This window comes from Clostridium sp. AF36-4 (assembly GCF_003435975.1).
Taxonomy (GTDB): Bacteria; Bacillota; Clostridia; order Lachnospirales; family Lachnospiraceae; genus Eubacterium_F.
On record NZ_QTVH01000008.1, the window covers coordinates 74,654 to 92,298 of the forward strand.

Annotated in this window: 16 protein-coding genes and 1 tRNA gene; 1 reads left to right on the forward strand and 16 read right to left on the reverse strand. The window is 39.5% G+C overall.

Annotation, left to right across the window (positions count from 1 at the left end; genetic code table 11):
* Positions 1-37: 37 nt before the first annotated feature.
* The gene (locus tag DW005_RS06135; protein ID WP_117478589.1) at positions 38-1,990 is read right to left on the reverse strand and encodes a hypothetical protein; all 1,953 of its coding nucleotides are present in this window, start codon (positions 1,988-1,990) and stop codon (positions 38-40) included.
* 117 nt (positions 1,991-2,107) lie between these two features.
* Between DW005_RS06135 and DW005_RS06140 the strand changes: the two genes are divergently transcribed.
* Positions 2,108-3,595 carry a polysaccharide biosynthesis protein gene (locus DW005_RS06140; RefSeq protein WP_181974958.1) on the forward strand — a complete coding sequence of 496 codons (1,488 nt, stop codon included), beginning with the start codon at positions 2,108-2,110 and terminating at the stop codon, positions 3,593-3,595.
* Here the strand turns inward: DW005_RS06140 and ligA are convergent.
* The 15 genes from ligA to ilvA all read right to left on the reverse strand — a co-directional run bounded on the left by ligA (position 3,579) and on the right by ilvA (position 17,625).
* Positions 3,579-5,543: an NAD-dependent DNA ligase LigA gene (gene ligA / locus DW005_RS06145; protein ID WP_117478591.1), complete on the reverse strand. Its 1,965-nt coding sequence runs from the start codon at positions 5,541-5,543 to the stop codon at positions 3,579-3,581. The two genes, DW005_RS06140 and ligA, sit on opposite strands and share 17 nt — an antisense overlap.
* Positions 5,543-6,265 carry a pseudouridine synthase gene (locus DW005_RS06150; RefSeq protein ID WP_117478592.1) on the reverse strand — a complete coding sequence of 241 codons (723 nt, stop codon included), beginning with the start codon at positions 6,263-6,265 and terminating at the stop codon, positions 5,543-5,545. Before DW005_RS06150 ends, ligA begins: the two co-directional genes overlap by 1 nt.
* A gap of 88 nt (positions 6,266-6,353) precedes the next feature.
* Complete coding sequence (locus DW005_RS06155; RefSeq protein ID WP_117478593.1) at positions 6,354-7,088, reverse strand: hypothetical protein; 735 nt, start codon at positions 7,086-7,088, stop codon at positions 6,354-6,356.
* Positions 7,089-7,157: 69 nt separating this feature from the next.
* Positions 7,158-8,051: an Hsp33 family molecular chaperone HslO gene (gene hslO / locus DW005_RS06160; protein ID WP_117478594.1), complete on the reverse strand. Its 894-nt coding sequence runs from the start codon at positions 8,049-8,051 to the stop codon at positions 7,158-7,160.
* 42 nt (positions 8,052-8,093) lie between these two features.
* Positions 8,094-8,166: transfer RNA gene (locus DW005_RS06165), tRNA-Arg, on the reverse strand.
* A gap of 48 nt (positions 8,167-8,214) precedes the next feature.
* Positions 8,215-9,123, reverse strand: coding sequence for a DUF5688 family protein (locus DW005_RS06170; RefSeq protein ID WP_117478595.1), 909 nt, complete (start codon positions 9,121-9,123; stop codon positions 8,215-8,217).
* A 166-nt stretch (positions 9,124-9,289) separates the two neighbouring features.
* Entirely contained in the window at positions 9,290-10,624 is a 1,335-nt protein-coding gene (gdhA, locus tag DW005_RS06175) for an NADP-specific glutamate dehydrogenase (protein WP_022376839.1), read from the reverse strand.
* A gap of 70 nt (positions 10,625-10,694) precedes the next feature.
* Positions 10,695-11,153: a CYTH domain-containing protein gene (locus tag DW005_RS06180; protein WP_117478596.1), complete on the reverse strand. Its 459-nt coding sequence runs from the start codon at positions 11,151-11,153 to the stop codon at positions 10,695-10,697.
* Positions 11,143-12,006 (reverse strand): ribosome biogenesis GTPase YlqF, encoded by an 864-nt coding sequence (gene ylqF, locus DW005_RS06185; RefSeq protein ID WP_022376841.1) that lies wholly within the window; start codon positions 12,004-12,006, stop codon positions 11,143-11,145. Before ylqF ends, DW005_RS06180 begins: the two co-directional genes overlap by 11 nt.
* Positions 12,007-12,018: 12 nt before the next feature.
* Positions 12,019-12,633 carry a signal peptidase I gene (gene lepB, locus DW005_RS06190; RefSeq protein WP_181974959.1) on the reverse strand — a complete coding sequence of 205 codons (615 nt, stop codon included), beginning with the start codon at positions 12,631-12,633 and terminating at the stop codon, positions 12,019-12,021.
* A 74-nt stretch (positions 12,634-12,707) separates the two neighbouring features.
* On the reverse strand, positions 12,708-13,055 hold the full coding sequence (gene rplS, locus DW005_RS06195; RefSeq protein WP_022376843.1) for a 50S ribosomal protein L19: 348 nt from the start codon (positions 13,053-13,055) through the stop codon (positions 12,708-12,710).
* Between the two features lie 115 nt (positions 13,056-13,170).
* Positions 13,171-14,481 carry a histidinol dehydrogenase gene (gene hisD / locus DW005_RS06200; protein WP_117478598.1) on the reverse strand — a complete coding sequence of 437 codons (1,311 nt, stop codon included), beginning with the start codon at positions 14,479-14,481 and terminating at the stop codon, positions 13,171-13,173.
* Between the two features lie 14 nt (positions 14,482-14,495).
* Positions 14,496-15,134 (reverse strand): ATP phosphoribosyltransferase, encoded by a 639-nt coding sequence (hisG, locus tag DW005_RS06205; RefSeq protein ID WP_022376845.1) that lies wholly within the window; start codon positions 15,132-15,134, stop codon positions 14,496-14,498.
* 30 nt (positions 15,135-15,164) lie between these two features.
* The gene (hisZ, locus tag DW005_RS06210) at positions 15,165-16,391 is read right to left on the reverse strand and encodes an ATP phosphoribosyltransferase regulatory subunit (protein ID WP_117478599.1); all 1,227 of its coding nucleotides are present in this window, start codon (positions 16,389-16,391) and stop codon (positions 15,165-15,167) included.
* A 13-nt stretch (positions 16,392-16,404) separates the two neighbouring features.
* Positions 16,405-17,625: a threonine ammonia-lyase gene (ilvA, locus tag DW005_RS06215; RefSeq protein ID WP_022376847.1), complete on the reverse strand. Its 1,221-nt coding sequence runs from the start codon at positions 17,623-17,625 to the stop codon at positions 16,405-16,407.
* Positions 17,626-17,645: the final 20 nt, after the last annotated feature.

Consider the following 17,645-nt stretch of genomic DNA (forward strand, 5'->3'; position numbering starts at 1 on the left):
ATCTTATGCATTATTCGACAGATTGTGACAAATTACATTAGCGAATGGTAATTTTATGATAGGAACGCTTACCGATTCCGTTTTTGCGTACAATTTCTTCACTGTGAACTTCCTGCTCAGGCTCAATCTCTTCTGGCGGAACAGTAAAATCAACAGCCTCCGGTGTATCGGACGCTTCCAACGTATTGAATGTTTGCGGTGCTTCCTCCATGCTTGTAGCAACTGTTTCAATAATTGGTTTGGAATCATCTTTCCACTGATTTTCTAAATCATGGATTGTTGGAACTTCATCATATTCACTGATATTTGAATACTGGTCATCCAAAGGAATACTAACCGGCTGAATATCAAAATCAAATTTTGGTTTCTGATATTTGGGCAGGGTGCTTTTGGATGGCTTAAGAGGCAGTGCTTCAGATAATTCTACCTTTTCTTCATCGCGCTCAATTACATCCGCCATATCTTCCTGGGCACTCTCGTTCATACGTTTAATCGGTTCAGCCATATCCAGACGGTTAAGTAAATTACTTAACTGTTCCTCTTCTGTCTGTGCCGATAAGTAAGTATTTTCAACCAGTGCATCCGAAGGAGTTTCCGGCTCTTCTTCAATTTCCATCTGTTTTTCTATAAATTCTTCCGGCATCGTCCACTCAGGAATTTTATCTTTCATTTTTCCTAAGGTTTTCAAGATAAGATTTTCCTTTTCTTTCGCTTCTTTGTGCGGTAACGCCTCTTTTGGTTCCGGTACAGGTTCTGGTTTTTCTTCGCGTTTAGGTTCTTCACTCTTTGTTGCAGTTTCCAAATTTTTTGTTTCCAAATCTTGTGTCTCGGCATTTTCCGGTTCAAGCATTTCTGCTTCATTTTTTTCTGTTTCCGGCAGAATTTCTTCCGGCAAAAGGATATTACTGAATCCGTAGCCGGTTAAAATTGGCAGAAAACATGTAATGCAGTAAAAAATATTTGTGTGTTCAGAGCACAAAATATAGTAACATACAGCTGCAAAAAACGTGATAAGAACCGGTCCAATATAAGAAAACCGATTTCGAATAGCATAATATCCGGCTAAAACAGAAAAGAAGAAGAAAAGCATAACAAACACACCGTTTGAAAATGGTGCAAAAAAGTAAAATAATGGTTTCGCATATTTTAAAAGAATGTAATCTACCATGGTACGCCAGCCATCCAATGGAAGGGATGCATCTTTTACAAAAGTTATATTTGTAACAATTGTTTTTTCAAAGAAAAACAATACTGCTAATATGCCTGCCGTAAATACAAGAAAATAAACGGCGCATAAACTACCTTTTGAAAAAATGGATGGATTCGGATTTTTTTGTCCGGCAAAAAACAAAGCCAGAAAACACCCCAAAAATAAAACGGTTACAAGTGGATTGATTCGAACAGCAAATGCGAAAACCACGCCAAGAAACAAAGCACCGAAAACGCAGGAAAAAACACTTGTTTTCTCTCCGAATCTTAAAGCCTTTAACCAAATCAAAAAACAAAGATATGGAATTAAAAAGCTAAACATATTCAGCGTCATCTGCTCCGGAAGATACTGTGCCTGATTCAGATAAATAACTAAATAAATACTGCTTGCAAAACTGATAATTCCACAAATCCGTCCACTGCAGAGACGTCCAATTGCATAAATGCATAAAGTCAGTACCAAAGATGTAGCAGCTGTTTTCCATCCGTAAACCAAGTTCTGCCACAAGAAAAGACCTACGCCGACAAGAACAACAATAATCGTCTCTAAAATAATAGAAATAGGACGACTATTCTCGGCAATAATTAACCATTTTTTTTGTTTTATAAAGTACGCGGCAATTAGAAAAAGCAGTACGCCAAAAACAACGCCTCCTACCAGAAAATATCTATTTTGAGAATTGGTCATAACCAAATTGATAATCTCAAACATGCTTAAAAGTGCGACCGGTAAGTAAAAAAGGGCACACACAACACGAAAAACATTTCTTTTTAATAACACAGGTATCTCTCCTTTTGTACATAAACATTCCTATTTATCATACTATAAAATAATGATTTTAACAACATTTTTTCGTGATTTGACACATATATTAATAAAAAAAGAATGAGGTGTGCGGTGAAAGACCAATTATTAAAGGGAACAATGATTTTAACAATCGCCGGATTTGCCACAAGAGTTATTGGCTTTTGCTATCGAATTTTTCTTGCCGGTGAATTAGGGGAAGTAAATTTAGGAATTTACCAATTAATTTTTCCGGTCTATTCGATTTGTTTTACAATTTATGCCGCTGGCATCCAGACAGCTGTATCACAGTTGATCTCGCATCAGCCCCAAAAAAATCATGGACAAATTATAAAAGCCGGTATTACACTTTCTCTTTGTCTGGCAGTCATTTTGTCGTTTAGCCTTTTTTCTTTCCGCACAGTAATTGCACATTCTTTTTTAGGTGCAGATAAAACGGCACCGCTTCTTTTTGTTTTGGCTTTTATCTTTCCTTTTTGTGGTGTCACTTCCACAATCAATGGATATTTTTACGGAAAAAACAATGCCAGGATTCCGGCTGTCACACAGATTATTGAGCAGTTAGTCCGGGTTGTTTTTGTTGTCTCTTTCTGCTTTTACGACTTGCTTCCGGTTTCGTCTCTTATTTTGTCCGTAGCCGGACTTGTCATTGGTGAACTGGCAAGCAACTTTTATAATATGTATCATTTGATAAAAGAGTCTTCCTTTACCCATCTATTTTGTCAAAAAGCTCAGTTTGGTAATGTAATTCGTATGGCACTGCCACTCACCGGCACAAAATTAATTATTGCACTTCTTGGCAGTGTAGAATCGGTTTTCATTCCGCCGATTTTATGCAGGGCAGGTTCCTCTTTAGAAGATGCACTGGCAATTTATGGAATTTTGACAGGTGTTGTACTGCCTTTTATTCTTTTTCCGGGAACCATTACAAACTCACTTTCTGTTCTTTTACTGCCAGCCATATCCAGAGCAAGTGGCAAAAAAGATAATCACCATGTGCGGCAGACAACTTCTGTTACAGTCCGTTATTCCCTACTGCTTGGCGTGCTCACCTGTGCTGTCTTTTTAAATTATGGAATGGACCTTGGACAATTTGTGTTTCACAGCGAAAATGCCGGAAAACTTTTGACGCTGCTTGCTTTTTTATGCCCATTTCTATATGTGACAACAACTTTAGGCAGCATTATCAATGGACTCGGGAAAACGGTAATCACTTTTGCTTTTACCGTAATTGGTCTTATCATTCGAATTGGCTGCCTGTTTTTTCTGGCTCCTGTTTATGGAATCTTTGGTTATCTGTTCGGACTTTTATGCAGCCAGATTGTCATCTGTTTGTGTCATGGAATCTACCTGATGAAGAAAACACACATTACCATTCAGGTTGCAAAATATTTTGTCTGGCCGTTTGTTTTTCTTGTGAGCCTTCTTTATATCAGTAAAATATTCTGCCGTTTCCTGATTCATCTGACAAATCACCCATATTTATCGTACTTATCGATGATTCCGGTTCTTTTTGCAGCATTTTTGTATTTTTATCAATGTGGCTTGATTTCCAAAAAGGATATTAAGCTTTTTCGTTAGCCTCTTCAATCATCTGAGCAAGTGTGGCTTCCTCAATAATCGGAACCGAAAGTTCTTTTGCTTTTTTGTTTTTAGAGGACTGGGAAGTAATATCATTATTCACCAGATAACTGGTGTTTTTGCTGACACTTCCTGCCACTTTTCCACCGAGCGATTCAATCATGTCTTTGCACTGATTACGGTTATCAAATGTATTTAATGTTCCTGTGATAACAAAGGTAAGGCCGGCAAATGGCTGATGCTCTTTTTTCTCCGGATAAGAAACAATAAGCAGGGCATCTAAATTCTTTAACTGTTCCTGATTGTTTTTATCTGCAAAGTACCGGACAAAAGATTTTGCTAATACCTCTCCAATGCCATCCACTTGAAGCAGGTCTTCTTCTGTGATTTCCTGCATCTTTGTAATCGGATACGGATATTTTTCGGCAATAAGTTTTGCCATACTTAAGCCAATGCCTTTAATGCCAAGGCTGTATAGTAAATTGGCAAGTGGTATTTGTTTTGCCTTTTCAATAGATTCAATGAGATTGTCGTAGGATTTTTCACCAAACCCTTCCATCTCAACGATTTTGTCCTGATATTTTTCCAAATTAAAAATGTCTGTCAATGAATGAATCATGCCATCTGCTACAAATTTTTCAAGTGTGGATTCTGATAAGCCGTCGATGTTCATAGCATTACGACTTACAAAATGTGTCAGCAGTTTTATTTTCTTTGCATAACACTCTTCATTTGGACAGAGCAAAAAGACAGAACCGTGTTCTTGCTCTAATGTTGTAGACGCACCGCAGACCGGACATTTATCAGGAATTACGCACGTTCCGCTCTGTGTTTTGTTTTCCTGTATCTGCGGAATAATCATATTGGCCTTATAGACTAATATTTTATCACCAATTCCCAATTTCAGTTCTTTCAAAATGCTTACATTATGAACACTGGCACGGGAAACAGTGGTTCCTTCTAACTCAACAGCATCAAAAACGGCAACCGGGTTAATCAAGCCGGTACGTGAAGCACTCCATTCAATTTCCCGAAGTGTCGTTTCTGCCAGTTCATCCTGCCATTTAAATGCAATCGAATCATGAGGAAATTTGGCTGTACGTCCAAGTGTAGCACTGTAGGCAACATCATCAAAAGTTAATACCAAACCATCACTTGGTAAGTCGGACTGCTTTACATAATTCGAAAAATAAGTTATCATGTCTTCTATGTTTGAAGCAGAAACTTCACGGTAAGGTGCCACTTCAAAGCCCTGTTTCACAAGCCAGACTAGCCCCTCTTTTTTCTTTGTGAATGAAATTTCATCTCCAATCGAAATAATATTATAGGCGTAGAAATGAACACGGCGTTTTGACGTAATCTCGTTATTTAACTGTCGTACGCTTCCGCTGCAGAGGTTTCGCGGATTTTTATACTGTTCTTCTACATTTTCCTGCTTATTTAATTCTTTAAAATCGGAATATCGAATCAAAGCTTCACCACGAACAATTAAAGTGCCGGTATACTGAATACGTCCCGGTATATTTACAAACGTTTTTGCATTATTTGTGATGACTTCTCCAATTTCACCATTTCCACGTGTCAATGCTTTTACTAATTCACCGTTTTCATAAGTCAAAATAATACTCAAGCCATCTAATTTCATTGACAAAAGGCCCTGCTTGTTTCCAAGCCATGCAACCAAATCCGCCGGTTCTTTTGTTTTATTCAGAGAAAGCATTGGCTGAACATGCTGCTCTTTTGGAAGTTCACTAATGGTTTCATATCCGACATGAATGGTTGGGCTGTTGTTCATCGTAATGCCGGTTTCTTTTTCCAATGCAAGCAGTTCATCATAAAGTTTATCATATTCAAAATTTGACATCTCTTCACCCTGCCCCTGATAATATACTTTGGCAGCGTGGTTCAAACGTGAAATCAATTCTTTCATGCGGGATACATTCTCCATTATTCTGCTTCTCCTTTATTCTGTGCCAGATTTTTCAATGTTTTTATTTCGGATGGTGTCAGCTCACGCCATTTACCGACAGGGAGCGAACCAAGTTCAATATTCATAATCCGGATTCTTTTCAAACTGGTGACACGATAGTCAAAATATTCACACATTCGACGAATTTGACGGTTTAATCCCTGCGTTAATGTAATATAGAAGCAGTCCTTTCCCATCCGGCGTATCTTACATGGTCTGGTTATTGTATCTAAAATTGGTACACCCTGAGCCATTGCCTGCAATACAGAATCCGTAATTGGTTTATTTACATGAACAATATACTCTTTTTCGTGATAATTGCTTCCCCGTAAAATATTGTCCATCAATTGTCCGTTATTGGTAAGAAGCAATAAACCGGTAGATTCTTTATCCAGTCTTCCTACCGGATAAATCCGCTCCGGAAAATTCAAGTAATCAATTACATTATTCTTATCTATTTTGCTTGTTGTGCACACAATACCGGCAGGCTTGTGAAATGCAAGAAGATATTCTTTTTGGCAAGGAGTAATTGTTGTATGATGAACCATTACCGTATCACCGGGCATCACTTTTGTTCCCATTGTTGCCAAAGTACCATTAATCCATACTTCCCCTTTTTCAATCAGCCGATCAGCTTCTCTTCTGGAGCAGTAGCCACACTGACTCATATATTTGTTAATTCGCGTACCTGTTTCCTGCATAGCTATCATCCTTTATTCTCTTTACTTAGGAATAAAATGGTACGTCTGACGATTCAAACGTACCATCTTTGTAATTCATTTTCTTTTGTCAGTTTGCTGCCGGTGCACTACTTGCACTCGGAACGGAACTTGGTGCCGTACTCGGAGCAGTGCTTGGAACTGCGGTTCCATTACTCGCAGCTGATGCTGCCGGTGATGCGGAAGAACTTTCACCATTTGCTGCCGCTTTAATCTCTTTTTGCATTTTCTGATAATACTGTTTAAAGGTGGCATCCTTTTCCAATATATCGGACATGCTTTTGTTTACTTCCTGCTTCAATTTCTGAATTTCTTCGTTCTTATCTGCCAGGTTAATAAACTCCACTTCGGAATTATCCAAAGCACTAAAGTAAATGACATACTTTCCTTCGGATGTTATTTTAACATAATACTTGGTCAAACAAGGAACCCAGCTTTCAATATTCTTTAACTTCATGTTATACTTTACATAAACACGATACGAATCCATTTCCTCATTTTTAATGCAATAACAATCAAAATCCTTATAGTTTTCCACATAACTGGCTAATATCGTATAGCGGTCTTTTGGAATTCTGCTAGGATCACTGACTAACTCGCTTAAAGCGTCCATATTGACGGACTTTTTGGCATTAAAGTAATTTTCAATCAGTTTATTAATGTCTTTGTTCTCGTTTAAGTTCAAATCCGCTGTCTGTGCATTCTGATTCGGACTTCCATTATCTAAAAAGACAAGTGCTACAAATCCAAGTGCCATAACAACAATGGATGCAATGATGACCATTTTCTTATATTTTAATTTCATAGTATATTCCAGCTTTCTATTGTAATTCGTTTTACCCTATAACAGTATAGCAATTTTTGGTGTCTTTGTCTATTCTTTTAAGCCATTTTTTATCTGCTTAAGCTCCTCTATGGAGAATGAATAATTGGAATTACAAAAATGGCAATGCAGTTCAATTGATTCACCATCTTTTATAATATCTTCCAATTCCTTACTTCCAAGACTTACAAGAGCACGCTCCATACGCTCCTTCGAGCAGTTACAGTGAAAGCAAACCGGAAGTTTTTCTTCTGACAGTTCCACCTCAAAGCTATCTAAAATTGCCGCAAGAATCGATTCCGGAGAATGGCCTTTCTCGAACAAGGTTGTTACCGGTTCAATGGAGGCTAAACGCTTTTCTAATATTTCGATGGTTTCTTCCTCGACATCCGGCATAAGCTGAATGATATAACCACCAGCCTGCGCAACGGTATTGTTTTTATTCATCAGCACACCTAATGCTACCGATGATGGAGTCTGCTCCGATGCTGCAAAATAATATGTGAGATCCTCTGCAATTTCCCCGGAAACCAACTGCACCTGTCCGGAATACGGCTCTTTCATGCCGATATCCTTAATTACCGTTAAAACGCCTAAATCAAGTGCACCTCCAACATCCAGCTTGCCATCTTTTCTGGCAGGAAGAGATACCACCGGATTTACTGCATAGCCTTTTACATGCCCAAAAGCATCTGCTGTTACTGTGAGTCCCTGCACCGGTCCGCTGCACTGAATCTGCAGTGTCAATAAATCTTTCTCCCCCTTCATCATGGCACCCATCATAGCACCACCGGATAATAATCTGCCAAGTGCCGCGGTAATGACAGGGCTTGTTTGATGACGGCTTCTTGCCTCTTCTACTAAATTTCTTGAAGTAATGGCAAAACAGCGAATTTGACCATTTGCCGCTGTACCACGTACGATATAATCCTTTTTGTTCTCCATGTAATCTCTCCTTTTAAGCCAGAGTCTAATGCATAAAAAGAATGCACCTGGAGGGATTCGAACCCCCGACCAAAGGCTTCGGAAGCCTCTACTCTATCCACTGAGCCACAGATGCATTACTCATCTATTATATATCAATGGATTCGACTTTGTAAAGTGTTTTTTACATATAAAACGATTTTTCCTTATGGTCATAATAGTAGGCACAATCGGACAAAATTTCCTCCTCTTTTACATGATTTTCATTGATTTCTTTTACCATATCGGATAATTTTGATAATGACAAGGAACCATCTTCTGCCGGCATAATAATCAGTTCATGAATACTGCTTGGAATCACATATAAATCCGTACCCAGTTTTTCTGCCAGTCCATCCAGTAATCCATGATATAACAATACAGATGCACCATTAATCTGATACTTATTTGTCATAATATGCATCGGAATAGGCTTATTGGAATCCCCGGCAGGTTCAATTGCGCAGTTAATCTCTCCCATAAGTAATTCCAGCGTGTGTTCCATCGTATCAATTACCGGAGGCAAAAGAATGGGTGTGTTTTTTTCGGCAATAATATAGAGTGATTTTGCGGAAAGTCCCCATTTTCCTGCCAATTCATTTGTTACGCAGATTGATTCCATACCTTCTTTCGATACATGATGAATGATATAAAAAACTACCGCCATATTCAGGAAAGGAAGATGTGGTACCGATTCCAAAAATTGTTTATTCCTCTCTTTTGAAACAAGCCGGTATGTTATTTTATTGCTGCAATCGGATAATTCGGCAGAAAATTCCTGATATGCTTCTATCTTATCCTCAAAATCGTGCATCTGCTCATAAATATGACTTGCTGTTTCGGAGATTGTTGTTCTTCCGTGTTCAAATTCAGAGTAAAAATTGTCCAGATAAATTGTAGGTGATACCGTCCCTTCGATTTTTTTCAAAAGAATGGCATACCGTTTTGTATCATTGTTTTTCAGCAAAACACTGCCCTCTAACTGATACTGCTCCGGTGAAAAATAACGATACAGTTCTTCAATCAATTGTTCCATAAAATCTTGTTTTGTCATAATGACTCCCTTCCCATTATTATAACCCATCACCGTGTAACAAAAATTGTATCAGAGAAAAGATGGATTTGCAAGGATTGTTTGACGCTATTTTTGGCGCATTACGACATAAAAAGAAGCCAGCCTTTTTTGAGGCTGACTCCTAAATCGTTATTCATTTAATTGATTAAACAATTCCCTGAGCTGTCATAGCTTCAGCAACTTTCTCAAAACCAGCGATGTTAGCACCTACAACATAGTTTTTCTCAAAACCATATTTCTTTGAAGCATCATCACAAGCATGGAAAATATTAACCATGATACCCTGAAGTTTTGCATCAACTTCATCAAAGGTCCAGCTAAGTCTCTCACTGTTCTGGCTCATCTCAAGTGCAGATGTAGCAACACCACCGGCGTTAGAAGCTTTACCAGGTGCAAACAGAACACCGTTCTCCTGAAGATATTCAGTAGCTTCCAAAGTAGTAGGCATGTTAGCACCCTCAGCAACAGCGATAACGCCGTTAGCAACCAATGCTTTTGCATCATCTAAGTGCAATTCGTTCTGAGTTGCACATGGAAGAGCAACATCACATTTAACAGACCAAACGCCTCTGCCTTCATGATACTCAGCGCTCTTTCTAGCTGCTGCATACTCAGTAAGACGTGCTCTCTTAACTTCTTTTACTTCTTTCAAAAGTTCAACATCGATTCCTTCCGGATCATAAATCCAGCCGGTAGAATCCGAAACGGTAACAACCTTTGCACCAAGCTGCTGAGCTTTCTGTGTTGCGTAAATAGCAACGTTACCAGCACCGGAAACAACAACTGTTTTACCAGCCAAATCATGTCCGTTGCATTTCAACATTTCCTGTGTATAGTACAAAAGACCATATCCGGTAGCTTCTGTACGAGCGAGAGAACCACCGTAAGTAAGTCCTTTACCTGTCAGAACACCTTCATACAGGTTGCGGATTCTCTTATACTGTCCGAACATATAACCGATTTCACGTCCACCAACACCGATATCACCGGCAGGAACGTCTGTATCTGCTCCGATATGTTTGCAAAGTTCTGTCATAAAGCTCTGGCAGAATGCCATAACCTCACGGTCTGATTTACCTTTTGGATCGAAATCAGAACCACCTTTACCGCCGCCAATCGGAAGTCCGGTCAGGGAGTTTTTGAAAATCTGCTCGAAACCAAGGAATTTAATGATACCAAGGTTTACGGATGGATGGAAACGAAGTCCACCTTTGTATGGTCCGATAGCACTGTTAAACTGAACACGGTAACCGGTATTTACCTGTACCTGTCCTTTATCATCAACCCAAGGAACACGGAACTTAATCTGTCTCTCTGGATTAACAAGACGCTCAAGCAAAGCATCTTTACGGAATTTTTCCTCGTTCTGCTCTACAACAGGACGAAGTGATTCAAGAACTTCTTTGGCTGCCTGATGGAACTCCGGCTCAGCAGGGTTCTTCTCGATTAATTCAGCCAATACCTCATCTACGTATGACATAGTCATAACCTCCTTCGTTTTTTGTCACTTAACATTATAAGACGCAAAAACGAAATTGACAAGTAAAAAATTACTTTTGGGCTAAATAACTATTTGTATAGTCAACTTTTCCGCTTACATCCTCTAAAAACCATGACGGTTTTTCAAACAATTTACTTTCTTCAATCGAGTCAAACTCCACTTCTGCCAGAATAAGTCCTTCATAACGGTCATGAAAGATATCCAGTTCTATCATATAATTCTGATATGGGATGCAGTATCTCGTTTTCTTTATGCAGATGCCATCACATTTTTGTTTCAAATGAAAGAAACTATCTTTTGTCAAAGGCATCTCCCGCTCATCCGAAACATTCAATGCCTCGTCATCAACAGCAATGCGGTTTTTATAAGTTAAAATATAGTCGTCATTTTTCCTGCGGATCCGCACGGTCGGTTCCGAACACAGATATCCCTGTTCAATTTCAAACACTTTGACCGCCTGGCTTAAATCCGGAATGTCACTCACTAAAAATTTTTTCTCAATTTCCATTATTCTCACCATCCTGCGGATTTTCAACTGAAATTTTTCCAAGTCTTGCATTGCGGAAATCATCCAAAAGCAAAAAAGCAGCCTTATCATGGTCTAACTCATTTCCTTTTTTCAGACAGCCGCGGTTTACAGCAATTGCATTTAAAATGGCAACGGAATCCTCAGATTCATCAACGGAATATGTTTTACCAAGAATTCCCGGATAACTTGCCGTTAAAAACTCAATCAAATCCAGTGCAAGTTCTACACTCTGGATTAATTCATCTTTAATAGAACCGATAAAAGCTAAATGCTGTCCAACTGTCTGGTCTTCAAACTTCGGCCATAAAATACCCGGTGTATCTAAAAGTTCTACCTGTTTATTTAGGCGAATCCACTGTTTCCCTTTGGTAACGCCCGGTTTGTTTCCTGTTTTTGCACATGCTTTTCCGGCAAAACTATTAATAAATGTAGACTTTCCAACATTCGGGATACCAACAATCATAGCACGAACCGGACGATTTTTAATGCCTCGTTTGCGATCGCGCTCAATTTTCTTTTCACAGGCTTTCTGCACTAACGCATTCACCTGTTTTAATTCATTTTTCTTTTTTGAATTGACTGCCAATGCTAAAAAGCCCTGTTTCTCATAATATGAAATCCATGACTGAGTCTTTGCCGCATCCGCCATATCGCTTTTATTTAACAGTAAAATTCTTGATTTTCCCTGTGCCAGCGAATCAATATCAGGATTTTTGCTGCTTCGGGGGATTCTAGCATCCACCAGTTCAATAATGACATCAATTAGTTTGATATCTTCCTGCATGGCACGTTTTGCTTTTGTCATATGCCCCGGATACCATTGAAAATGCATCGAAACTTCCTCCTATTCCGTTTTCTTATCTTCTGCCGTTGGCCCTCCAATTAAGGAAAATGGGTCAAGCCGCAAAATTACTTTTCCGATAATATTCTTTTTCGTAACTTTTGTAAAAGATGAATTCCGACTGTCATCCATGTCATTGCGGCTGTCACTTAGCACAAAATACTCATCGTCTTTGAGCGTAATTTCATTGACTGCCCGTCCGCCGGAATGCATCGCTTCAAAATCATATTTTTCTTTCTGTTCTTCTCCATTAATATAAAGTTTTCCATTTTTAATTTGTACTTTTTCACCGGGAAGACCGGCAACTCTGCGGATGTGAATCATACTGTCACTGTTTATTGTCTCCTCCTCGTCCTGTACTTCCGGATAAAAAGCAATAATCTGATTTCTTTTTGGTGGAAAAAGCACATAAGAAGTTTTGTTTACAATCACATCTTCCCCATTGTAAAGTGTCGTTTCCATGGAACTGCCAATTACACTTACTTTTTTTAAGGCAAACGTAATAATCAGCCAGGCAAGAAATACAACCGCTGCTACCATAATCGAAAAGCGGATGGCTCCTTTTAGAAACTGCATCCTCTGTTCGTGTTTTTTTTCTTCTTCAAACCTTAAATTCATAGCAATACCCCTTTGCTCATTTACTGAAAAAGACGCATGAGCCAAGCCCATGCGCCTCGATGAAAAGCAAATATTTACTTAACAAGTTCTTTAACCTTAGCTGCTTTACCTATGCGTCCGCGCAGATAATTCAGTTTTGCTCTTCTTACTTTACCAAGACGAACAATTTCGATTTTCTCAACAATTGGAGAATGAAGAGGCCATGTCTTCTCAACACCAACACCGTTGGAGAACTTGCGGACAGTAAATGTCTCACGAGTGCTTCCGCCCTGGCGTTTTAATACAACACCTTCAAAAACCTGTGTTCTTTCGCGCTGTCCCTCTTTTACTTTGGCATATACCTTAACAGTATCACCAACGTGAAATTCAGGTACTTCAGCTTTCAACTGCTCTGCTTCGATTTTCTTGATAATTTCGTTCATTGTTGTTCCTCCTAATCTGATTTTGATGTTCTTAATGATATATTTCCATCAGAGGACCATCTACTTTATTCACAACATTAAAAATATAACATACTTCACTTGTACAAGTCAAGTATTAATTTTCGTCAAAGACCTCTTTGCCAAAGCGCACAGCGATGGAGTTTGCGTGTGCTGTCAAATGCTCTGCTTTCGCAAATTTGATAATGTCCTCATGCGCTTCTTCCAGTGCTTCACGTGAATAGGAAATTACGCTGGATTTCTTGATGAAATCATCAACGGACAATGGGGAGAAGAATTTCGCTGTTCCATTTGTCGGAAGGACATGGTTTGGTCCGGCAAAATAATCGCCAAGCGGTTCACTGGAGTATTCACCTAAGAACATGGCACCGGCATTCTTTACACGCGTCATTGTGTCAAACGGATTTTTTGTAATGATTTCCAAATGCTCAGAAGCAATCTCATTTACCACGTCAATTGCCTCATCCATATTGTCAGCAATCAAAAGGTATCCATAGTTTTCCAAAGATTTTGAAATAATTTCCTTACGGGATAAGGAAGCAACAAAAGTATCCACTTCTTTCGATACCTGTTCTGCCAGTTCACGGCTTGTCGTCACCAAAATTGCGGACGCTAACTCATCGTGTTCTGCCTGGGATAACAAATCAGCAGCCACGTAACGTGGATTTGCAGTTTCGTCTGCAAGCACAAGAATTTCACTCGGGCCGGCAACCGAGTCGATGCTGACATGTCCGTATACCGTTTTCTTGGCAAGGGCAACAAAAATATTACCGGGACCTACAATTTTATCTACTTTCGGAATTGATTCCGTTCCATAAGCGAGCGCTGCAATCGCCTGTGCACCGCCAACCTTTACAACTTCTGAGGCGCCGGCCAAATGAGCAGCTACCAAAGTGACCGGTGTCACTTTTCCGTCTTTTCCCGGAGGAGTTGCCATAACAATACGTTTTACGCCAGCCACTTTTGCAGGAATAATATTCATCAAAACACTGGATGGATAAGCTGCTTTTCCGCCCGGTACATAAACACCAACACTTGCTAATGCTGTAATGCGCTGTCCTAAAATCACACCATCTTCTCTTGTGTGAAACCAGCTGTTTCTCACCTGACGTTCATGAAAATCGCGAATGTTTGCAATCGATTTTTTCATTGTCTCAATTAAGTCAGCATCAACAAGAGAATATGCCTCTTTGATCTCTTCTTCTGTCACATACAAGGTCTCTTTAGAAATATTGGCTTTGTCAAAGCGCTTCGTATAATCAAAGACCGCCTTGTCTCCTTCTTTTTTTACATTTTCCAAAATTTCATTGACTGCTTCCTGATACTCATCATACTGGTTCGGGCTGCGTTTCAACAAATTTTCCAAAATATTTTCTTTTTCCTGTTTGGTAAGCTGTACCATGCGCATGTTACCATTCCTCCTTATTCCAGTGCCTGTTTTAAATCTTTAATTAGTTTCGTAATACGCTCACGCTGCAATTTCATACTTGCTTCATTAACAATCACGCGGGCGGATAATGGACAAATTGTCTCCAATACCTCTAGTCCGTTTGCCTTTAATGTCGAGCCCGTCTCAACAATATCAACAATGACCTCGGACAAACCAACAATTGGTGCAAGTTCAACAGAACCATTTAATTTTACAATTTCCACAGTCTGATGTTTCTGATTATAAAAATAGTTTTTCGCAATTGCCGGATATTTCGAGGCAACACGAATCACCTGATTATTATGCAGCAATTCTTTTGCTGAAGCAGGACCTGCAACACACATATTGCATTTGCCAAGTCCTAAATCCAAAACTTCTAATACTTTTCTTCCCTCTTCCATGATTGTATCGCTTCCTACGACACCTAAATCTGCCGCGCCATACTCCACATAAGTAGGTACATCCGATGTTTTGGAAAGGAAGAATTTTAATTTCAACTCCTCGTTGATAAAAATCAACTTTCTTGTATCTTTGTCTTTCATTTCCTCGCAGGTAATGCCGGTCTGCTCAAGCAGTGCAAGTGTCTGTTTTGCAAGACGGCCCTTTGCGAGTGCAATCGTAATATATTTCATGAAAACCTCCATTTCAAACTTTTGTCTGCATTACATTTCCGATAAGTCAAACTCTGAAATTTCACCGGTGTCATCAATATAAAGGAGCTTGGAAACCTCATTTCGCTTGCCATAGGCAATATACTCACTTAATGGTGTCTGTGCGTCCTTTCGAAGCAGTCTTGCCGGCTGATTATCCGTACGATAAGATTTTGCCATCTCTAACGCTTTTTTTCGATTCGCTGAGCGGTACAAAATCAGGTAATCTTTCTCCTGTGCCTCAATTGGAATCTCCTGGCTTCTAAGTGCTTCCATCAATTGGTCTAACAGTAACGCAAATCCAACCGCCGGGGTCTTTTTACCGAACTGTTCGACCAGATTATCATACCGGCCACCGGTCACAATCGCATCTCCGGTACCATATGTATAAGCCTTGAAAATAACTCCGGTGTAATATTCATAATGCGACAAAAGTCCCAAATCAAATGTGATATGGTCTTCTAAACCGGATACCGACAAAATCTCATAGATTTTTTCTAATCGCTCTAACGCTTTTAAGGCACGTTTGTTTGTGGTCTGTTCCTTAACATAAGTAATGGTTTCGATTCCGCCAAACAAATCCGGCATTTTTACCAAAAGATTTTTACATTCTTGTGGCATATCGCGGTTTTCGAGCATATCCTCAACCGCAAAAATATTTTTGTTATTTAAATAGGTTTTTAATGTCTCAATTTCTTCTTCGGATAAATCCGTCTCCTCAATAAGCCCGCGGAAAATATCAGCGTGTCCAATATCGACTTTAAACTCTTTCAAACCCGATTTTTGCAGACATTCAATCGTCATGGCAATAATTTCACCATCGGCATCGGAAGACGCATCATTCATCATTTCCGCACCGAGCTGTGTGATTTCCGAAAGTTTTCCCTGATAACCGCTTAAGCGGGTAAAGGTACTTCCTGTATAGCACAGACGAATCTGCATTTCTTCTTTTTCATAATACTTAGCCACACAACGTGCAATCGACGGTGTGATATCCGGACGCAGCACAAGCGTATTGTTGTACTGGTCAAAGAACTTAAACATATCAGCAGATTTTACAGTTCCACGTTCTCTGTTAAAAATATCAAAGAACTCAAAAGTAGGCGTTTGAATATTCTTAAATCCATACTGTTTCATAATCGTATGAATTTCCTGCTGAATTTTGGCTCTTCTTTCACAATCTTCTCCGTAGATGTCTCGTACACCTTCCGGTGTAAAGAGTAATGATTTCTGGTCCATCACGGCTCCTCCTTTATTGGTAAACGGCAGTCGGCTGTTCCGGTTTCGGTGTATACCCTGCCTTTTTTAATGCTGCAATAATGGATTCTTTATGGTCATTGCCAAACGCTTCCATCGTAATCGTAAGTTCCACGGCGGCATTTCGGTTAATGCTGACAAACTGGTTATGCTCTAAGCGGATAATATTTCCCTGTGCTTTTGCAATCACATCTGCCACCCGTACCAATTCACCCGGACGGTCCGGAAGCTGGACACTCACGGTAAAGATTCTGCCACGCTGAATAAGTCCGTGCTGAACAACAGAAGACATTGTAATGACATCCATATTACCGCCGCTTAAGATACAGACAATTTTCTTGCCTTTGCAGTCTAACTGCTTCAGTGCAGATACCGTAAGCAGACCGGAATTTTCAACTACCATTTTATGATTTTCCACCATGTCTAAGAAATTAACAATCAAATCGTGGTCATCCACGGTGATAATTTCATCTACATTTTTCTGGATATATGGGAAAATATTATGTCCCGGTGTCTTTACTGCCGTACCATCTGCAATGGTATTGACATTTGGTAGAGAGACAACTTTTCCCTGCTTTAATGACTCCTGCATACAGTTTGCACCTGCAGGCTCTACACCAATGACTTTAATATTCGGATTTAATAATTTGGCGAGTGTTGAAACGCCGCATAACAAACCGCCGCCGCCAACCGGTGCTAAAATCATATCAACGGTTGGAAGTTCTTTAATAATCTCCATGGCAATGGAGCCCTGTCCGGTTGCCACTACTTCATCATCAAACGGATGAATAAAAGTGTATCCTTTTTCCTCTGCTAACTGCAAAGCATAAGAACACGCATCGTCATATACATCACCGTGAAGAACTACCTCTGCACCATAGCTTTTTGTGCGGTTTACTTTGATTAACGGTGTTGTATTTGGCATTACAATTACTGCCTTTACCCCAAACAATTTCGCTGCATAAGCAACGCCCTGTGCATGGTTTCCGGCAGAAGCGGTAATGAGTCCTTTTTGTCTGTCCTCTTCTGACATGGTACTGATTTTATAGTAGGCACCACGAACTTTATAAGCACCTGTATACTGCATATTTTCCGGCTTTAAGTAAATTTTTCCGCCGGTCTGTGCACTGTAATACTCACTATATATTAAATTTGTAGGAAGAATTACATTCTGCACCTTTTCACTTGCCTGCTCAAACTGATCTAACGTCATCATCCGGTAAAACACAACCTTTC

Excerpts from the sequence above, each read along its gene's own strand:
- ligA (WP_117478591.1), bottom strand. The coding sequence starts at position 5,543 with ATGGAGAATGTATCCCGCATGAAAGAATTGATTTCACGTTTGAACCAC.
- DW005_RS06150 (WP_117478592.1), bottom strand. The coding sequence starts at position 6,265 with ATGCAGGAAACAGGTACGCGAATTAACAAATATATGAGTCAGTGTGGC.
- DW005_RS06155 (WP_117478593.1), bottom strand. The coding sequence starts at position 7,088 with ATGAAATTAAAATATAAGAAAATGGTCATCATTGCATCCATTGTTGTT.
- hslO (WP_117478594.1), bottom strand. The coding sequence starts at position 8,051 with ATGGAGAACAAAAAGGATTATATCGTACGTGGTACAGCGGCAAATGGT.
- DW005_RS06170 (WP_117478595.1), bottom strand. The coding sequence starts at position 9,123 with ATGACAAAACAAGATTTTATGGAACAATTGATTGAAGAACTGTATCGT.
- gdhA (WP_022376839.1), bottom strand. The coding sequence starts at position 10,624 with ATGTCATACGTAGATGAGGTATTGGCTGAATTAATCGAGAAGAACCCT.
- DW005_RS06180 (WP_117478596.1), bottom strand. The coding sequence starts at position 11,153 with ATGGAAATTGAGAAAAAATTTTTAGTGAGTGACATTCCGGATTTAAGC.
- ylqF (WP_022376841.1), bottom strand. The coding sequence starts at position 12,006 with ATGCATTTTCAATGGTATCCGGGGCATATGACAAAAGCAAAACGTGCC.
- lepB (WP_181974959.1), bottom strand. The coding sequence starts at position 12,633 with ATGAATTTAAGGTTTGAAGAAGAAAAAAAACACGAACAGAGGATGCAG.
- rplS (WP_022376843.1), bottom strand. The coding sequence starts at position 13,055 with ATGAACGAAATTATCAAGAAAATCGAAGCAGAGCAGTTGAAAGCTGAA.
- hisD (WP_117478598.1), bottom strand. The coding sequence starts at position 14,481 with ATGCGCATGGTACAGCTTACCAAACAGGAAAAAGAAAATATTTTGGAA.
- hisG (WP_022376845.1), bottom strand. The coding sequence starts at position 15,134 with ATGAAATATATTACGATTGCACTCGCAAAGGGCCGTCTTGCAAAACAG.
- hisZ (WP_117478599.1), bottom strand. The coding sequence starts at position 16,391 with ATGGACCAGAAATCATTACTCTTTACACCGGAAGGTGTACGAGACATC.
- ilvA (WP_022376847.1), bottom strand. The coding sequence starts at position 17,625 with ATGATGACGTTAGATCAGTTTGAGCAGGCAAGTGAAAAGGTGCAGAAT.